This window comes from Bifidobacterium sp. M0399 (assembly GCF_016100595.1).
Taxonomy (GTDB): Bacteria; Actinomycetota; Actinomycetes; order Actinomycetales; family Bifidobacteriaceae; genus Bombiscardovia; species Bombiscardovia polysaccharolytica.
Genome location: NZ_JACFSD010000003.1, coordinates 312,805 through 331,782 on the forward strand (window position 1 = coordinate 312,805; position 18,978 = coordinate 331,782).

Here is an 18,978-nt window from a genome sequence, read left to right on the forward strand (position 1 = left end):
CCCCATGAGTTTTTCGGCCGTCAATCCCGTTCCTCCACGTGCACAACGCCGTCCCTCTGATCGATGCTTCCATGGGGATCACTTCGAAGATCCTTACGAGTGGATGCGCAACCGGGAGGATCCGGCCACCAAGGCCTATGTGCGTGATCAGAACCGATACTGCCAGGAACGGCTTGCCGGTCAGGAGAGTTTGCGGTCCACCCTGCTCAAGGAGTTCACCGACCGGGTACAGCAGACCGACATGTCGGTGCCCACCCGGATGCACGGCTATTGGTACTTCTCCCGGACGCTCGAGGGCCAGGAGTATGGGGTGCAGTGCCGCCTGCCGGTGCGCGACCATGATGATTGGGATCCTCCCGCTGTTCAGACTGATGCAGCGCCCGGGTCCATGCCGGGTGAGGAGGTCATCTTCGATGCCAACGCCGAGGCCAAGGGGCATGACTTTTTCTCCCTGGGGTGCCTGGACCTGAGCGCCGACGGCCGGTGGATGCTCTATGGACTGGACACCAAAGGCAATGAGCGCTACGACCTGCGCATCCGGGATTTGGCCGAGCACCGAGACCTGCCTGATCGGATTGACCAGGTCTCCTCCGGGGCGGTGCTGACCCCCGACGGCTGCTGGGTCTTCTACACCGGCCTGGACAAGGCCTGGCGTCCGGACACGGTCTGGAGGCATAAGGTGGGCACCTCGGCCGATCAGGATGTCATGGTCTACCAGGAGGACGATGAGCGCTTCTGGGTGGGGCTGGGCCTGAGCTACGACGAATCCGCCATGCTGATTGCCACCGGGTCCAAGACCACCAGTGAGGTGCTCATGCTGGACCTGAAGGATCCGCAGGGTGAGTTTGTGCCCTTGATCCCCCGCAAGGAGGGAGTCGAGTACGACATCAGCCTGGCCCGGTTCGAAAATGCCGGTCCGGCGGGGGAGGACCTGCCGGTGGCCGTGGTTTACCACAATGTGAACAACCCCAACTTCGAGGTGGACCTGATCGATCTGCGCAGCCACCGTCCGCCCTTCCGCCTGGGAGAGGGGGTGCGGCTGGCACAGGGCAGCCCCTATGGCTGCGAAGGCTCCGGAGACCTGTCCTCTCTGCCGCCCGAGAAGCCTTATCAGGACCCGGGCAATCCCGCCATCCTCCAGGGCGCTCGCGGGCTGGGCATCGAAGGGTTGGGCATCCACCGCAGCTTCGTGGTCCTGACCTACCGGGCCGACAGCCTGCCCCACATGGCCGTCATCGCCAAGGACCAGGCGTTGGAGGATTTGCGGGCGGGCCGGCCCTGGCGCTTCCGTGAGGTCCTGCCCGACCGGGCCAAGAACGGCATTGACCGTCTCTACAGCATCGGTCCCACGGACAACCCCTCCTACCAGGCTCCCGGGCTGCGCTACATCCGGGGCAGCTATGGAACCCCAGCCGAGTTGCGGGAGCTGGATCCGGTCCGGGGTGTGGATCGGCTGCTCAAGCGGGCTCGGGTTCTAGGCGACTTTAAACCCGAGCGCTACGCCGAGCGTCGAATTCTGGTCCGCGTCAGGGATGGGGCCCTAGTGCCGGTCTCGCTGGTCTGGCGGCGGGGCATGCATCCGGCGCTGGACTCCAGCGGGAGGACCGGGCCCGATGACACGGTCATCCAGGCTCCCGACCATCCCGAGCGCCGTCCTTGGCCGGCCCAGGATCCGGACAGGTCTGCCCCCATGTTCATCACCGGGTATGGGGCTTACGAAATCAGCCAGGACCCGGGCTTTTCCACCGGTCGGCTCAGCCTGCTGGACCGGGGAGTGCTCTACGCCGTCCCACATGTGCGCGGCGGTGGGGAGATGGGCCGCGCCTGGTACGAGCAGGGCCGCCGGCTGCACAAGGTCAACACCTTCCAGGACTTCATCGACGTCACTGCCGCCCTGCAGGCTCAGGGTTGGGCGGATCCACGTCATACCGTGGCCAACGGCGGGTCGGCCGGCGGGCTTCTGATGGGGGCCGTGGCCAATATGGCCCCTCAGCTCTATGCCGGCATCGAGGCGGATGTGCCTTTTGTGGACGCGCTGACCAGCATCCTGGACCCCGGCCTGCCGCTGACCGTGACCGAATGGGACGAGTGGGGAGACCCCCTGCATGATCAGCAGGTCTACCGGTATATGCGTTCCTACTCGCCCTACGAGAACGTTCCTGATGCTGATAGTAGGCGCCGGCTCTACGGCGGCGACCATTTCCCTGCCATCCTGGTGACCACATCCATGAACGACACCCGCGTGCTCTACGTGGAGCCGCTCAAATGGGTGGCCAGGCTGCAGGAGCCGCAGGTGGGGGCCGACGCGCTGATCAGAATCGAGGTCCAGGCAGGCCACGGGGGCATTAGCGGACGTTACCGGCAATGGGAGGAGTTGGCCTTCGAGAACGCCTGGTGCCTGTCCATCATGGTCCCTGAAAGCCGCTGATCCTGGTCTGTCCGGGATTCGGTCGGGGTCATGAAAGGGGCTTGACTGGCTCGTTATGCTCGGGGTATGACAAATAGCAAGCAGAAAACATATCACATTGCGGTCATTGCCGGTGACGGCATCGGCAAGGAGATCGTGCCCCAGGCACAAGCCGTCCTGGAAAAGGTGACCCGGGGCAAGGCTGATATCCGTTATGAGGACTTCGACCTGGGCGCTGAGCGCTACCTGCGTGATGGAGCCGTTCTGCCCGACGAGGATCTGGACAGGCTCAAGCAGCAGGATGCCATCCTCCTGGGGGCCATCGGCGACCCGCGAATCAAAGCGGGCATCCTGGAGCGTGGACTGCTGCTTAAAATGCGTTTCGAACTGGATCAATACGTCAATCTGAGGCCTTCCAAGCTATACAAGGGCGTGGTGTCGCCCCTGGCTAATCCGGGAGACATCGATTTCGTAGTCGTGCGGGAGGGCACTGAGGGGCTTTACGCCGGGGCCGGCGGCTCCATTCGCCGGGGCACCCCCCAGGAGGTGGCCACCGAGGTCTCCATCAATACGGCTTACGGAGCGGAACGGGTCATCCGCTATGCCTTCCAGCTGGCCATGAAGCGTCGCCGCCGCCTGACCCTGGTCCACAAGAAGAATGTGCTGACCAACGCAGGAGACATGTGGCAGCGGCTGGTGGATCAAGTGGGCCAGGAGTATCCCGACGTGGAGCGCGAGTACCTGCACATCGACGCCTCCACCATATTCATGGTGACCGAGCCCAGCCGCTTTGACGTGATTGTGACCGACAACCTCTTCGGAGACATCCTCACCGACGAGGCGGGGGCTGTGGTGGGGGGCGTGGGTTACTCGGCCTCCGGCTGCATCAACGCCTCGGGCACCTACCCATCAATGTTCGAGCCCATCCACGGGTCCGCCCCTGACATCGCCGGTAAGGGGATTGCCAACCCCACGGCGGCCATTCTCTCGGCGGGTATGCTCCTGGATCATCTGGGCTTTGAGAGCGAGGCGGCCAGCATTGAGCGTGCTGTGGAGGACGATATCGAGCGGTCCGGCTCCACCCAGCGGAGTACGGAGCAGATTGGCAAGGATATTCTGGCCCGGCTGTAATCGGGCCGGATGGCGGCTAGACTGGAGGGCATGACTATGGATGATGCCCCTCAGCCGGGCGACCGGCAGTCCAACGATACGCCGACAGGGAATCCTGGTTTCGGCACCTCCCCATCCCCGCAGGTACCGCCTGAGCATCGGGATCCTGTCGGCGGGGATACTCCTGCCGGTGCAGCTGATGGTCAGCGGCAGACTGCGGGCTGTCCAGCTGGCCATGACGTTGGCGGCGGGAATCAGAATCCGTATCAGGCCGGTCAATATCCCACTAGCCAGTATCCCCATGGTGGGTATCCGACAGGGCAGAGGTACGATGCCGGATACCCGTTTGCCCCTCAGAATGGCGGCCAAAATCCTGGGGCCTATCAGACGGGGCCCAACCGGCCTAATCAGTATCCGACCGCCGGTTATCCAACAGGTCAGCAATATCCTGCTGGGCAGTATTCAGATGGCCGTTATCCTGACGGACAGTATCCTGGCGCTCAGAATCCACAAAGGCCCTATCAGCCGGGACCGGGCTATCCCGGCCAGTATCCGGCTGGTCAATACCCCCAGGGCGGGTATCCGGGCAATCAATACCCGATGGGCCAGTATCCCGGCAATCAGTATCCCGGCGGGCAGTATCCTCCCCAGACTTCCATGCCCTGGCCCTACCCGGTCATGCCCCAGGGCGGGTATCCGGGGGCAATGCCCAACGGCAGGGGAGCTTACCCGATATCGCCCACCCCGCACAGCAAGCTGGCAGCCGGGTTACTCAGCATCTTTCTGGGATGCTTCGGCGTGGGCAACTTCTACCTGGGCAGGACCGGCCGGGGTGTGGCTCAGCTCATGCTCACCCTGATCGGCTTCCCCTTCTTCTTCATCGGGCCGACCATCGCCATGATTTGGGGGCTTATCGAAGGCATCCTGATTCTGACATCCTCGGCCGGCTCCTTCTGGCATCGTGACGCTCGCGGATGGGAGCTGACGGATTGAATCCGGCCTGTCTGCGCGGCGTCGGCAAGCAGATGGGCGGCAAACTGGCGGCCGTAACCCTGACCCTGGGCCAGGGATCCGACTCGCGTCCGGTCATTTCCTCATGCAGGATTGACGGCGACTTCTTCGCTGAACCAGCCCCGTCAGCCTCTCAGGAATCCGGAGGGGTTCATGGGCCGGTATCCCGGCTGGAATCCGCAATCTGTGACCTCCCGTTGCCTTTGGACCCTGGTCTGGCTCTGGAAAGGCTGGACAGGGTCATGGCAGAAGGGGAAGGTCAACGGGTAGTCGGTGTGTCTCCATGGAGCCTGGTGACCGCTCTGGAGCGCGCTCTGCCTGATGGGTTGGTTATCCAAAGACAGGGGAAGTCCGACCAGCTGCCGTCCGTCTCGGACCAGACCGCTTCCAGGCGGTCTCAGCCGGACGAGGCCGAATGCCGCCGCCGTTGGTCTGGCCTAAAACTGGACCTGATCAGGGACAGTCCACGTCAGCCGGTCATGCAGATGGCCATGGATCAGGCTCTTAATGATGCCGTGGCTCAGGGCCAGCTGCCACCCACCCTGCGCATCTGGAACTGGTCGGCACCGGCGGTGATCCTGGGGCGCTTCCAGTCCCTGAGTAGAGAAGTCCACGTCGAGCGGGCGCGCAGTCTGGGCTTTACCCTGGTCCGCCGCTGCACCGGCGGTGGCACCATGGTCATTCAGCCCGACCGGGCCATTACCTATTCCCTCTATCTGCCCTTGGACTTCGTCAAAGGAACCGACCTGATCGACTCCTATCGGATCTGCGACTATTGGCTGGTCCGTGGCCTGCGCATGCAAGGGATTCAGGCCGGATGGCAGGGCATGAATGACATCGCCTCCCCGCGGGGCAAGATGGGGGGCGCCGCTCAGAGAAGGCTGCCAGCAGGCTCCTACGGACCGGGCGGGTTGCTCCACCACACCACGCTTTCTTATTCGGTGGACGCCGATCTGATGGCCCAGGTGCTCAACGTGGACCCGGAGAAGTTCCATGACAAGGCTGTAACCTCGGTCAGAAGCCGGGTGGATCCCATCGACAGGCAGACCAGCCTGTCCCGTCAATCCCTGATCGATATTCTTCTGGATACCCTGCCCTCCCTGGTGGAGGATCTGCGCATCTCTAAGCCTGCGCCCGAGGTCGAGCAGCGGGCCCGCACTTTGGCCCGGCAGCGCTACGGCCGTGAGGAGTGGACCGCCCAGATCGCCTGACCAGGCAAGGGGGTTGATGTGTGTGGGTATAATCGTGCTCAGTCGCGTCGAACCCGGCGTGAGGTCATCAACCATACGCGAGTCGGTGCAGACCCGCCAGACATGGCAAAAAGGAGTGCGGAGTATGGCGGTTCACAAGCCCAATGAGATTCCCGATGACGGGAACGCCCTCAGGCAGACCGCCCTATTCAAACAAGTGCCCAGGCTGGACGCCGACCAGCTTTTGGGTACCATGCACGAGTCCACATACGCCAAGGGGTCCACGGTCTTTCGACAGGGTGACACCGACCACCGCATGTATCTGCTGGAGGAGGGGCGGGTCAAGCTGGTCCGCCAGTCGCCCGACCGTCGCATCCAGCTGCTCAGCATTCATGGGCGCGGGGAGATCCTGGGCGAAATTCCCGTCTTTGACCCTTCCGGCGGGCCGCGTACAGCCTCCGCCGTGGTCATGGTCAACAAGACCAAGGTGGCGGCCCTGGACCACGATACCCTCTTCGACTGGCTCAACCAGCATCCCAAGGTGGCTGTGGACATGCTTCAGGTGCTGGCCCACCGTCTGCGGACCGACAACGAGCGCATCTCCGACCTGGTCTTTCTGGACGTGCCGGCCCGCCTGGCCAAGACCCTGCTGGATCTGGCCACACGTTTTGGCGAGCCCTTCGAGCAGGGGCTGATGGTCCCCTACGATCTGACTCAGGAGGAGCTGGCCCAGCTGGTCGGCGCCTCACGGGAGACCGTCAATAAGGCCCTGATGGACTTCTCCAACCGGGGATGGATCTCTCGCAAGGGCCGTACCATCATCATCTTCCAGCCTGGACCGCTGATTCGACGCTCGCGCATGTAAACGCCACTGTTCGGTAGAGCCGACGGCCTAGGATGGAGACCATGCCCGAACAAAAGAAATCCATGTCGGTCAGGCGCTTCTTCACGCTGCTGCTGGCTTACCTCATCTTCTGCATCGCAGGTGGCGTGGTCGTCTCTGGTTTCCTGTCTCCCGTTGTCTTCGGCATCAACGCCGCCTCCAGGAATCTGATGCCTGCACTGAAGACGGACAACATCGACTTCAACGTGAATGATCTGCCGCAGCAGTCTCGCCTCTACGCCTCCGACGGGCATACGGTCATCGCCACCTTCTATGCGCAAAACAGGATTGTGGTGCCCATCAAGGACGTTTCCGGGTACATGCAGAAGGCTGTGGTAGCCCGCGAGGACCGTCGTTTCTTCGAGCATGCCGGCGTGGACACCCAGGGCGTGCTCAGGGCCTTCATCCAGACCTACATCAAGCAGGGCGACACCCAGGGCGGCTCCTCCCTGACCCAGCAGTACGTCAAGAACGTGCTCATGAGCCAGGCTGCGGAGAACAACGACCCCATCGCCGAGTACCATGCCCAGGAGGAGACCATAGCCCGCAAGATGCGGGAGATGCTGATTGCGGTGCAGATGGAGAAGAAGTACTCAAAGGCCGAGATTCTTCAAGGGTATTTGAACATCGCTCAGTTCGGCACCAACGTCTACGGGGTTGAGTCGGCGGCCAGGCGCTACTTCAGCAAGTCGGCCAAGGACCTGGATCCGGGCGAGGCCGCGACCATCGCCGCCGTGACCAAGAATCCCGCCCGCTTCGATCCCACCGTCAACGTCAAGGCATCTCAGGAGCAGCGGGACATCGTCCTGGACCTGATGCGCCAGGAGAACTACATCACCCAGCGCCAGTATGACGAGTACAAGGCCAAGCCGCTGGATCAGATGCTGCATGTGCAGTCCGCGGACGCCGGTTGTCAGGCGGCTGGGGACGCGGCCTTCTTCTGCGACTACGTGACCAAGCAAATCCTCAACTCCAAGGAGTTTGGCAAGAGCCAGGAGGAGCGCAACAAGCTCCTCAAGGAGGGCGGTCTGGACATCTACACCACAATGGACGTCAACGCCAACGCTGCAGCCATGAAGGCGGCCCGGGACACCATCCCCGTGGATGATCCGACCGGTTTCGAGGTCACGATGGCGGCCATTCGCCCGGGCACCGGCGAGGTCCTGGGCTTCGGCATCAACCGCATTTACGATGCCACCCAGAACTCCGGCGGCGGCACCCGCACGGCCATCAACTATGCAGTGGACCAGCAGGACGGTGGCGGCTGGGGTTTCCCCGTGGGCTCCTCCTGGAAGCCCATCAACATGGTGGCCTGGATGAAGGCCGGCAAGTCCATCAACCAGCCCCTGCGCACATCCACCAGCTACCCAGAGACCACATTCGCCTGCACTGAGGCTGACGGCACCCCTTACGGGTTCGGCACCGGCAGCTGGCATGTGGAAAATGCAAGCGGCGGCACCACCTCGCCGGAGACCCCCCTGCAGGCCCTGATCCGCTCGCACAACACCACCCAGGCTTCCATGGCCCAGCAGATCGGCCTGTGCAGCATAGCGGATACAGCCAAGGACATGGGCTACCACAATTCGCCCAAGGACCAGATGGATATCCACTCAGCCAACAGCTTCCAGCCGCCTATGGTGATCGGAGCGGTCCAGGCTTCCCCCCTGACCATGGCCAATGTCTTCGCCACCATTGCCGCCAAGGGCGTGGCCTGCAGCCCCATCGCCATGACCAAGGTGGTCGACAAGAACAATCGGTCCATCAAGGTGCCCAAGGCCAATTGCCATCAGGCCATCGATCCGGGCATCGCCGAGACCACCGCCTATGCCATCAACCAGGGTGTGGTCCAGCCCGGAGGCGTGGCGTCCGTGGCCCAGCTGGACGGGGGCCGCAAGACCTTTGCCAAGACGGGCACCCATGAGGACAAGTACATGCTGACCGGCGGATTCGTACCCCAGGTGGCTGCCTTCGTCACTGTGGGCAATGCGGAGGGCCAGGTCTCCTTCAACAACAAGACCATCAACGGACGGTTCTTCCACATCTGGGACGGCGTATCCATCGCCGCCCCGGCCTGGAAGGACTTCATGAACACCTACCTGGCCGCAGCCAATATCCAGCCGGACAACTCCTATGGCAATCCCGATCCTCGCTTCACCGGCGGGGTCCAGCAGTCTCAGCCATCCCAGCAGATCCAGCAACGGTCCACGGGCAGACAGTGACAGACCTGTCGTCACGGCCAAGGGGAACAACAAGGGAACCAGAGGGGCCAGTCCGGAGCGATCACAGACGGTGGATTCGCCAGAGGACCAGGGCCTGTGCCTACAATAGTGACCATTAGGGATTCGTCAACGGGCGGACCACGAGGGGTGCGGCCGCCCGCCGGGAGAGGCAGGAACTGATGGTCCAGGAATATTCGGAGCTGGATGACAAGGCCCCTCGGGCCGACGGCCGGGTCAAGGAAGATCAGGCAATGCCAGGACCAGTGAGCGGCTCTGGCAGGCTGGATGTGTCCAAACCGATCCGGCCCTTTGAGTCGGGTGTCGCCGACGGCAGGAAGAAGTCTGGCAAGGCGATCAAATCCTTCAAGAAGGGCAAGAAGGATAAGAGAGACAAAAAGGCTGGGAAATCAAAGTCAGGCAGAAGGCGGGAGAGGGCCCTGCCCGCGATCTTCCAGCCCATGGAACTGCGAGATCAGCATATCCGCAACAGGATCTGGATGCCGCCCATGGACACCTATTCGGTCCTGCGGCACGACGGAGTTCCTACCAACTTCCATTATCAGCACTATGTGTCTCGAGCCCTGGGTGGCTTCGGAGTCGTCATCGGGGAGGCCACGGCCGTAGATCCCCAGGGGCGGATCTCGCCCTGCGATGTAGGGCTGTGGAATGATGAGCAGACCAGGGCCTGGCAGGGCATCGTCCGGGATGTCAAGGCCGCTGGGGCGGTTCCTGTCGTCCAGCTCAACCACTCGGGGCGCAAGGGCTCCTCCGGGTGCTCTTCCATGGGTTATATCAATGCCACTGTGCCCGTGGCCGAGGGCGGCTGGCAGCCCGTAGGCCCCAGCCCCATCGCCTTTGGGAAGATGGCGGTCCCTGTTCAGCTCTCGCGGGCTCAGATAGCCTCCATTGTGGCTGACTTTCGCGCTGCTGCCGTACGAGCTGTTCAGGCTGGCTTCCTGGGAGTGGAGCTGCATGCCGCCCACGGCTACCTGCTCTCCCAATTCCTCGACCCCCTGATCAACCGACGCAACGATGAATACGGAGGGGACCTTTCTGGCAGGATGCGCCTGCTGATCCAGGTGACCGATGCCGTGCGCGAGGTCATTCCCTCGGGCATGCCCCTGCTGGTGCGCATGTCCGCCACTGACTGGGCCACTGGCGGATGGGGCCTGGACGAGACCATCCGTACTGCCAAGGTGCTCAAGCTGCACGGGGTGGATCTGATTGACGTTTCCACCGGGGGTCTGGTGCCAGGCGTGGAGATTCCGGCCGCCCCCAACTACCAGGTGCCTTTCTCCTATCAGGTGCGCAGCCAAGTGCTGATTCCCACCACGGCGGTGGGGCTGATCACCAAGCCCAAGCAAGCCGACCGGATTGTACGCAAGGGCTTGGCTGATGCGGTCGAGATTGGTCGAGCCAGCCTGCGTGACCCCTACTGGCCGCTCAGGGCCGCCTATAAACTGGGACTGTCCGCTCAGCAGACCCCTTACCCCGAGCCTTACCGGCGCGGGGCCTACGGCATCGCACGCTGAGAGCAGCCATGGACGCTGTTCGCGGCGGAGCAGGGACCATTGTGGTCATGCCCACCTATCAGGAGGCTGACAACATCGGGGTGATCCTTCCTCAGCTGCTTGCCTGCTGTCCTGAGGTCGATGTCCTGGTCGTAGACGACAGTTCGCCGGACGGCACTGGCGCTATGGCCGAGGATATGGCCAGCCGCGATCCTCGCGTGCATGTCATCCATCGGAATGCCCGTCGTGGGTTGGGTCCAGCCTACATACAGGGGTTCCGCTGGTCGTTGGAGCACGGCTATGACCTGATCTGCGAGATGGACATGGACGGCTCCCATCGGCCCCAGGATCTGGCCAGGATGCTGGCGGTGGCCCGAGGCCATGCACATCCGGGCCTGGTCATCGGCTCGCGCCGGGTGCGCGGAGGCCGCACTCAACATTGGCCCTGGTATCGGGATCTGATCTCGCGTGTGGGATCCTGGTATGCACGCACCGCCCTGGGGTCCTCCGTACGGGACATGACTGCCGGCCTGCGGGTCTATCGAGCGGACGTGCTGAGGCGGATCGATCTGGGAAGGGTTCGATCCAGCGGCTACGTCTTCCAGGTGGATATGCTGCGTCGAGTCCAGGCCATGGGCGTTAGCGTTGTCGAAGTGCCTATAGTCTTCGTGGAGCGGGTTCGCGGCAGCTCGAAGATGGATACGGGGATTGTTCTGGAGGCCATGGCCCAGGTAACCCTGTGGGGACTTGAGCGGTTGACCCGTCGAAACTGACATTGGGTTACATTCGTGTTCGCTTTCTTAAGCGACCCTGCAGGCATCTTTTGGAGATTTGAAGGATCAATTACGCCTTGATGAATAGATTCCTGCAAGAGCTTTGGCTGGCTTCAGGTGTATGGAAGAATGGTTCCAGCATCGAAGTAATGTCGTTTTTCCGCCCCTGCTTGGTAATGGCGACCGCAGTCCGATTACCAGCTTGCCAATTTGGGCGAATGTGTGCGATAATGTTCGAATGATATCGTCACAACGCCAACACCTGATATTGAACCGGTTGCGTACTCGTGGCGCAGTCCGTATTACCGCCCTCTCCAAGGAGCTGGGCGTCTCAGCCATGACCATTCGCCGGGACATTGCCGACCTGGCAGACAAGGGCCTGCTCAAAAGGGTCCACGGAGGGGCCGTCACTACCAGCTCGCTTCTGGCTGAGCCGCTCTTCTCGGTCAAATCACAGATGGACATGGGTCTCAAGGACACCATCGCCCGTCGTGCCATCGACTATGTTTCACCGGGCGACGTCATCGCCATCGGGGGCGGGACCACGGCCTATGTCTTCGCTCAGCACCTCCTGGAAAGCCGCCAGTGCGCCGGGGTGACCCTGCTGACCAATTCCATTCCTGTGGCCGAACTGGTCCAGGCCATGGAGAGCAAGGACGTGGAGGTCATCGTCACCGGCGGCGTCATCACCCGGTCCAACTCTCTGGTAGGCCCCATTGCGGACAAGGTCATCGCCTCCTTGCGGGTCAACACGGTCTTTTTGGGCACCCACTCGGTTTCCATCCCTCGTGGCTTCCTTATGCCCAACTCCCTGGAGGCGGCTACGGATATGGCCTTGATGGACATCGCCGACCGGACCATCATCCTGACCGACCACACCAAGTGGAGCTGCACATCCCTGTCCCTGTTCGCCTCCTTCGACCAGGTGGACACCGTCATCACCGACGACCAGCTGGACCAGGAGTCGGCCGAGGCCACGCGGTCCCTTGTCAAGCGGCTGGTTCTGGTGCCGGTCAACCCCGAGGAGGGACAGGCTCGAGACGGGTCCTCCGACGGGTCCGGACCTGAGGCCGGGGAAGCGGACCATGCCGGATGAGCGAGCAACCATTCAAAGATGCGCCGGTTGCCATAGCGGGTTGTCATGGATTGTCAATCATCACGGACGATGAAGGAGCAGCATGAAGTCAGAGCAGTATGTCCCCCAGCGGTATGTTCCCGGCGACTATGCCAGGGAGCATATCCGCATCACCCCCACCAGGCTGGCCGACGGGCGTCGGTTTTTCTATTTGGATGATGATCCTGAGTATGTCTCCGGCAGCAAGACGAGACGCCTGGATGACCCTCGTCCCCTGACAGACCGGTTCGCTCCCCATCAGGATCAGGAGGGCAGGATGGTGCCCTTCCAACCGCCGCAGATGCGCCGGGATCCTCTGACCGGAGACTGGATACCCATGGCCACGGCCCGCATGAACCGGCCCATCACCGCCGGTCCCCAGGCTACCGCCAAGGGCAACCCCCTTGCCGCCAGAAAGCCTGGAGACCCCTACCAGGATGGGGAGATTCCCGATGTGGACTACAATGTGGCGGTCTTCGAGAACCGCTTCCCCTCCATGATGCAGGTGCCCAATACGCAGGCGGCCGACCAGTCCTCCCTGGTGGACGGCAACCCCCTATGGCCGGTGCGCGAGGCAAACGGACGCTGCGAGGTGGTCTGCTTTGATCCCGACGAGCACGCGCTGCCTGCCGATCTGCCGGTCTCCCGTCTGCGGACGGTGGTGGAGGCCTGGGCCTTCCGGACTGCAGAGATTTCGGCCATGGAGGGCATCGAACAGATTTTCCCCTTCGAGAACCATGGGCAGGAGATCGGTGTCTCCCTTGCCCACCCCCATGGACAGATCTACTGCTATCCCTTCATCGCCCCCCGGCTGGAGCAGGAGTTGAGGCAGTGCGCCGACTACCGTGAACGCACCGGCGGCAACCTCCTGGCGGACATCCTCAAGGCTGAGCTGGATTCCGGTCGACGTGTCGTCTTCCGCAACGCCACCTGGGTGGCCTACGTGCCCGCCGCTGCACGCTGGCCCCTGGAAGTCCACATGGCCCCTGTGCGCGACGGGATCCTGAGCCTGGATCAGCTGAACGACCAGGAGCGCTGGGATTTGGCCGTCATGTATTCCACGCTGCTCAAGCGGGGCAACGCCTTCTTTGACAAGGGCGACGGCAAGGGGATGGACCTGCCCTACATCGCCGCCTGGCATCAGGCCCCGCTGCACGATCCGCGGCGGGAGGACTACCGGCTCAACCTGCAGTTCTTCTCCTTCCGTCGTGCCGTGGACAAAATCAAGTATCTTGCCGGGTCCGAGTCAGGCATGGCTGCCTGGGTGTCGGACACTACCCCCGAGCGGATCGCCGACCGTTTCCGCCAGCTGGGGCCCCTGGATCTGGAGAAGGGAGAGAATCAATGACGACCACAGTCGAATTCATACAGCCCTGGACCCAGGGTGCTGACGGCCAAGGAGCCACTAAGGCCCGGGAGCTCTTCCAAAAGGTCTATGGCTTGGATCCCCAGGGCGTCTGGAGCGCCCCCGGGCGGGTTAATCTCATTGGCGAGCACACGGATTACAACGCCGGTCTCTGCCTGCCCATCGCCCTGCCCAATCGTACCTATGTGGCCGCAAGCCCCAGGACGGACAGCCGGGTCCGTCTGGTCTCCAGCATGGATCCGGAGAATCCGGTCCAGGCTGACTTGGATGGTCTTCAGGCCCGGGGAGTGAGCGGCTGGGCAGCCTATCCGGTCGGCGTGGCCTGGGCCCTGCAGCGGGATGGCTTTCCTCAGGTTCGAGGGTTCGACCTGGCCCTGGCCTCCTGCGTGCCGGTGGGATCCGGATTGAGCTCCTCGGCGGCCATGACCTGTGCCGTGGCCCTGGCCCTGGATGACCTGTTCGGCTTGGGGCTGGGCGGTGACGAGGCTGGTCGGGTCAGGCTGATCCAGGCCGCCATCACTGCGGAGAACGATATGGCTGGCGCCTCCACAGGTGGCATGGATCAGAGCGCCTCCATGCGGTGTCGATCCGGTTGTGCCCTGCGGCTGGACTGCCGGCCGGAGCTGGATGCCATGAGCAACGTGCGCCAGGTTCCCTTCGATCTGCAGTCTGCGGGCCTGGAGCTGTTGGTCGTCGACACCAGGGCCCAGCACCAGCTCAACGATGGCCAATACGATCAGCGGCGGGCCACCTGTGAGCAGGCTGCGCATCTACTGGGAGTGGCCAACCTGCGCCAGGTGGCAGACCAGGTCAATGGGGCCGCAGATCCCCCGTCCGCCCTGGCTGCCCTGCTGGAGCAGCTGCCCGATGAGATCATGCGTCGGCGGGTCCGTCATGTCATCAGCGAGATAGGGCGGGTGGACCGCTTCGTCGAGGCCTTCGGCAGGGGCGATTACGTCTTGGCCGGTCGCCTGTTCAACGCTTCCCATGACTCCTTGAGGGACGACTACGAGGTCACCTGTCCGGAGTTGGATGAGGCTGTGGATGCGGCACGTCAGGGCGGGGCCTACGGAGCTCGCATGACCGGCGGCGGGTTCGGCGGATCCATCATCGCCCTTGCTGACGCCGGCAAGGGTTCCGATCTTGCGTGTGACATTGCGGAACGATTCGCCTCCAAGGGATTCAAAGCCCCCAGAGCCCTGATCGCCCTGCCCTCCTCGGCGGCCGCGCGCGAATCCTGAATCCAGACTGTAGACCTCTACGACCCTGCTTCTCCCGGCGCTCCTCTAAGCTGGGGGAGCGGGGTCCCGGTTTTCAGGGGTCTAGTCAAGGGCGAGGTGGATGAGGAGGACGGCCATGGACAAGGCGATCATCACGGTGGTGGGCAAGGATGCCATTGGCATCATCGGCAAGGTCTGCACGGACCTCTCCCAGCAGAGTGTCAATGTGCTGGACATTTCGCAGACCATTCTGGACGGCTTCTTCACCATGATGATGATCGTGGACTGCACCGCCTGCAGGGATGATTTCGATGCACTGAGCCAGCGGATGGAATCCTTGGGTGAGGACATCGGAGTCTCCATCCGCTGCCAGCGCGAGGAGATCTTTACCAGGATGCACCGGGTCTGAGGAGGCAGCTGTGATCACACGTGACGAGGTCCTGGAGACCAACGAAATGATCGACCGGGAGCGCCTGGACGTGCGCACCATCACCATGGGCATCAGCCTGTTGGACTGCGCCAGCCAGGATGTGGACATGCTCTGCCGGAACATTCATCGCAGGATCGTCTCCCTGGCCGGCGACCTGGTGTCCACTGGGGACTCCATCGCCCGCGAATACGGCATTCCCATCGTTAACAAGCGCATCACCGTCACCCCCATCTCTCTGGTGGCCGCCGGAGCCTGCCACACCGTGGAGGATTATGTAACCGTGGCCAAGGCCCTGGATCGCTCGGCCCAGGAGGTCGGGGTCAACTTGATTGGTGGTTACTCGGCCCTGGTCGGCAAGGGCATGACCCCGGCCGAGCGGTTGTTGATCAAGTCCCTGCCCAGGGCGCTGAGCCAGACGGAACGGGTCTGCGCCAGCGTCAACGTGGGCTCCACCAGAACGGGCATCGATATGGACGCCGTAGCCCTTATGGGCCGAGTCGTCAAGGCCACCGCCGAGAGCACCGCCGACTCGGACAGCTCCGGCTGCACCAAGCTGGTGGTCTTCTGCAACGCCCCGGACGACAACCCCTTCATGGCCGGCGGTTTCCACGGGGTCAGCCAGGGGTCGGCCGTCATCAACGTGGGGGTTTCCGGGCCCGGCGTGGTCAAGACCGCCCTGGAATCTGCCAAGGGAGCGGACTTCGGGCAGCTCTGCGAGACCATCAAGCGCACAGCTTTCAAGATCACCCGGGTGGGGCAGCTGGTGGCCCAGGAAGCCAGCCGTCGCCTGGACGTGCCCTTCGGAATCATCGATCTGTCCCTGGCACCCACCCCTGCGGTGGGGGACTCGGTGGGCGAAGTACTGCAGACCATGGGCCTGGAGCAGGTGGGAGCCCCGGGGACTACTGCGGCCCTGGCCATCCTCAACGATCAGGTCAAGAAGGGTGGTATCATGGCTTCCAGTTCGGTTGGCGGGCTGTCTGGAGCCTTCATTCCCGTGTCCGAGGATGCCGCCATGATCCAGGCTGCGCAAGAGGGGAGCCTGACCCTGGAGAAGCTTGAGGCCATGACCTGCGTCTGCTCGGTGGGGCTGGACATGATCCCCATCCCCGGGGACACCTCTGCGGAGTCCATTGCCGGCCTTATCGCCGACGAGGCGGCCATCGGCATGATCAACCAGAAGACCACCGCAGTCAGGGTCATTCCTGTCTTCGGCAAGAAGGTGGGCGAGTGGGCCGAGTTCGGTGGGCTCATGGGCGGCGGCCCGGTCGTGCCCGTCAATACCCGCTCCTGTGCGGCATTCGTCAATAGGGGCGGGCACATCCCGGCGCCCATCCATAGTTTCAAGAACTGAGCCTGATCGCAGGATTCAGCGGCCGCCCGGCTCGGATCCGAACAGGAGGATGTCGTCGGGCCGGTAGTTGACCTCGATGTAGAGCTTGTCGGCCTGGTCGACGCCGGTTTGGCTGCACAGGCGGCCCAAGACTTAGCTGATGAGTTTCGCCATAAGTGTTTCAACCAGCCCAGATCCCTGTCCGACGTGGCATCCTCCGGAGCCCGGTCAGAGGTCTGAAAGTGGCTTTGTCCACCTCGGCCGTGCTGGCCATCGCCGATTTTAGCGAAGGAGACAGCACGGCCGAGGTTTTCCTATGCACGAAGGGGCTCACGGAGCCGTGAACCATGGAACCGCAGATGGGATTTATTCAGTGTCCCAGTTTTCCCAGAGGCGTCCGTCGAAGTCCAGACGGCCCAGCTTGTTCGATGCCCAGTTCCCTTTGGACTTGAGGATTGTGACCCCTCCCACGGTGTAATCTTTTATCAGGAGGCCTTCATGGTCCCTTACCTGGTTTCCTATGGTGACTGGCCTGCCTGATGGGTCTGTGAAGGCTGTGAAGTTGTTCATATGACCTTCAGGGCTCATCTTATTCCATGATTCTACATGCAGCCCGTCGATTGTGACCCGCTTCATCCCTTCCAGAGCGTAAATCCGGATGACGCAGTTGACCATGCCTTCCACGTTCGTGTTGACGAAACTGACATCCGTCATTTCCTGCGTGGTGTCAGCCGTAGCTGTCGAATCCACGTCAGTGATGGAAGGAGAAGAGTTGAAAATACAATGGTTCTTGGTCCACCGCCACCACATCCTGTTGTGGATGACATCGGTATTGCTCACCTGGATTCTGCTTATCGTCCGGGGTCCCCACCCCCACTGGAAGACCGGCCCGTTCTCCACCTTCCAGATGACATTGTTGTCGACGCTGACATCGGAGTGATAGAGCTTGATAACATCATCATTGGAATGGAGGAATGAGTTGCGCAGACTGCTACCCTTATAGAGTTCGAGCCCGTCCGTTTGCCAATACCAACCGCCGACCTGCTGGTAGTTGTTCACCTCCATCTGGAAATCCCCGTCTTCATTGCCATACATGACGAAACTGTGGTATGGGGGTGTCGCCACGGTGATTCCCCGCATGAGCAGGGTCTGTTTGGGGCCGGATTGGGGCGATTGGAACTGAAGCATCTTCACGCAGCTGCTCCAACAGTTCCCCTTGCCTGGAGCAAGGTGCTTGTAACCATCCGTGGTGTCGGCCTCGTAGACGTATTGCTCACCGGACAGTACCCCGTAACCGGTGATTCTGAAGTCAGTATCACTGGTTGACAGGAATTTGAAAGCCCCTTTGACATAGGCTCCGGGGGCCAGGTATATCCATCGGACGTTTGCAAGTTCGCTGCGGTATTGGCCGCCCATGTAATAAGTGCCCGGCGCGAAGTAAAGGGTATCCACATGATCGGGCAGGCTCTCGAGCTCCTCTCTGGTCAGTTTGCCTGGCTTGGGTAAGTAGACGTTCTCGGCTTCCTTGTCCGGAACCAGGCCGTCTTCCCTGCTTGTGTCCATCTTGGGTTGGGCAAAGACCATCATGGCGTTGCGGGGTTCGGTCTCCACGCGGCTGGCCCCGCCGGCCGAGCTCATGGTCAGGTGGCCGGATCCTGCCGTGTTGTCGTTGTAGACGGTCACCTGCTGGGGCTGGAATTCCACCGAGAACCGGTAACCGGTCCGGGCGTAAGGAACAGTGATCCGTACCGTATGATCGTCCACCAGCTTTTTGTCGAAGCCCAAGCCTGTTGGTCGGATGGTCACCTGGTCGGCAGAATTTATGGTCTGGCCAGTGTCCAGACTTACCTCGATCAAGGCATCGGCTGCATACTCGAAGGTTGACCAGGACATGCTCATATGGTTGTTGGCGGCGAACTCGGCACCGTCTTCCTCTGTGTAGCCGATTTTGGAGTTGCCTGACCGAGGCAGGCTGAGGTAAGTGAAGGAGTCGAACTTATTTGCGGGGGTTTTGGCCGGGGCCACCTTCATGGAGTAGAAGGGGGACTGGCGGACGGCCTGGTCCTTGACGGGGGCGTCCGCCTGTTTTTCGGCATTATCCTGCCACCAGGTGTGGAGGGTTTCCGTATCAGCCGTCTTGGCACCTCGCGAAAAGGGGAGGCGAATGGAACCTGCGGCCGGCCCGCTCGGAATCAAGGCCGCTCCTACAACGGCCAGGGCGGCCACCATAGCACCTATCGTCACTGCCAAGAGGATCCATCTGTGTCCAGGTCTGTCCTCGTGATCCATCTTCTTATCCTCTTTTCCGTTCTCGGGTTCTTTCTCCATTCTGTTTATTTGTTGTTGTTGTTGAGGTTGACTCCGATGGTGTCCATGTTCTTTTTGAAGGAGTTGTAGACGTCCTGTTGGAT

At 62.1% G+C, this 18,978-nt stretch carries 14 protein-coding genes; 13 read left to right on the forward strand and 1 reads right to left on the reverse strand.

Annotated features, from left to right (window positions below; genetic code table 11):
* The first annotated feature begins 4 nt into the window (after window positions 1–4).
* The 13 genes from H3V09_RS08200 to H3V09_RS08260 all read left to right on the forward strand — a co-directional run bounded on the left by H3V09_RS08200 (window position 5) and on the right by H3V09_RS08260 (window position 16,588).
* Entirely contained in the window at window positions 5–2,428 is a 2,424-nt protein-coding gene (locus H3V09_RS08200; RefSeq protein ID WP_198191465.1) for a S9 family peptidase, read from the forward strand.
* A 66-nt stretch (window positions 2,429–2,494) separates the two neighbouring features.
* Window positions 2,495–3,538, forward strand: a complete 1,044-nt coding sequence (locus H3V09_RS08205) for a 3-isopropylmalate dehydrogenase (RefSeq protein ID WP_046322529.1) — start codon at window positions 2,495–2,497, stop codon at window positions 3,536–3,538.
* A 30-nt stretch (window positions 3,539–3,568) separates the two neighbouring features.
* Window positions 3,569–4,510 (forward strand): TM2 domain-containing protein, encoded by a 942-nt coding sequence (locus H3V09_RS09050; RefSeq protein ID WP_232339500.1) that lies wholly within the window; start codon window positions 3,569–3,571, stop codon window positions 4,508–4,510.
* Window positions 4,492–5,739 carry a lipoate--protein ligase family protein gene (locus H3V09_RS08215; protein ID WP_198191464.1) on the forward strand — a complete coding sequence of 416 codons (1,248 nt, stop codon included), beginning with the start codon at window positions 4,492–4,494 and terminating at the stop codon, window positions 5,737–5,739. The genes H3V09_RS09050 and H3V09_RS08215 overlap by 19 nt, the downstream gene beginning before the upstream one ends.
* Before the next feature lie 124 nt (window positions 5,740–5,863).
* Complete coding sequence (locus tag H3V09_RS08220; protein ID WP_046322531.1) at window positions 5,864–6,583, forward strand: Crp/Fnr family transcriptional regulator; 720 nt, start codon at window positions 5,864–5,866, stop codon at window positions 6,581–6,583.
* Between the two features lie 41 nt (window positions 6,584–6,624).
* A complete protein-coding gene (locus tag H3V09_RS08225) occupies window positions 6,625–8,820 on the forward strand; it encodes a transglycosylase domain-containing protein (RefSeq protein WP_198191463.1) in 2,196 nt (731 codons plus the stop codon).
* Between the two features lie 179 nt (window positions 8,821–8,999).
* Complete coding sequence (locus H3V09_RS08230) at window positions 9,000–10,352, forward strand: NADH:flavin oxidoreductase/NADH oxidase (RefSeq protein WP_198191462.1); 1,353 nt, start codon at window positions 9,000–9,002, stop codon at window positions 10,350–10,352.
* A gap of 8 nt (window positions 10,353–10,360) precedes the next feature.
* The gene (locus H3V09_RS08235) at window positions 10,361–11,104 is read left to right on the forward strand and encodes a polyprenol monophosphomannose synthase (RefSeq protein WP_198191461.1); all 744 of its coding nucleotides are present in this window, start codon (window positions 10,361–10,363) and stop codon (window positions 11,102–11,104) included.
* Between the two features lie 220 nt (window positions 11,105–11,324).
* A complete protein-coding gene (locus H3V09_RS08240) occupies window positions 11,325–12,200 on the forward strand; it encodes a DeoR/GlpR family DNA-binding transcription regulator (protein ID WP_198191460.1) in 876 nt (291 codons plus the stop codon).
* Between the two features lie 82 nt (window positions 12,201–12,282).
* On the forward strand, window positions 12,283–13,566 hold the full coding sequence (galT, locus tag H3V09_RS08245; protein WP_198191459.1) for a galactose-1-phosphate uridylyltransferase: 1,284 nt from the start codon (window positions 12,283–12,285) through the stop codon (window positions 13,564–13,566).
* Window positions 13,563–14,825 (forward strand): galactokinase, encoded by a 1,263-nt coding sequence (galK, locus tag H3V09_RS08250; protein WP_121912540.1) that lies wholly within the window; start codon window positions 13,563–13,565, stop codon window positions 14,823–14,825. Before galT ends, galK begins: the two co-directional genes overlap by 4 nt.
* Before the next feature lie 115 nt (window positions 14,826–14,940).
* Entirely contained in the window at window positions 14,941–15,213 is a 273-nt protein-coding gene (locus H3V09_RS08255) for an ACT domain-containing protein (RefSeq protein ID WP_198191458.1), read from the forward strand.
* Window positions 15,214–15,223: 10 nt separating this feature from the next.
* Window positions 15,224–16,588, forward strand: coding sequence for a PFL family protein (locus H3V09_RS08260; RefSeq protein ID WP_198191457.1), 1,365 nt, complete (start codon window positions 15,224–15,226; stop codon window positions 16,586–16,588).
* A 345-nt stretch (window positions 16,589–16,933) separates the two neighbouring features.
* On the opposite strand, the gene H3V09_RS08265 is transcribed toward H3V09_RS08260, so the two are convergent.
* Window positions 16,934–18,811 (reverse strand): family 49 glycosyl hydrolase, encoded by a 1,878-nt coding sequence (locus H3V09_RS08265; RefSeq protein WP_332461000.1) that lies wholly within the window; start codon window positions 18,809–18,811, stop codon window positions 16,934–16,936.
* Between the last annotated feature and the right edge of the window lie 167 nt (window positions 18,812–18,978).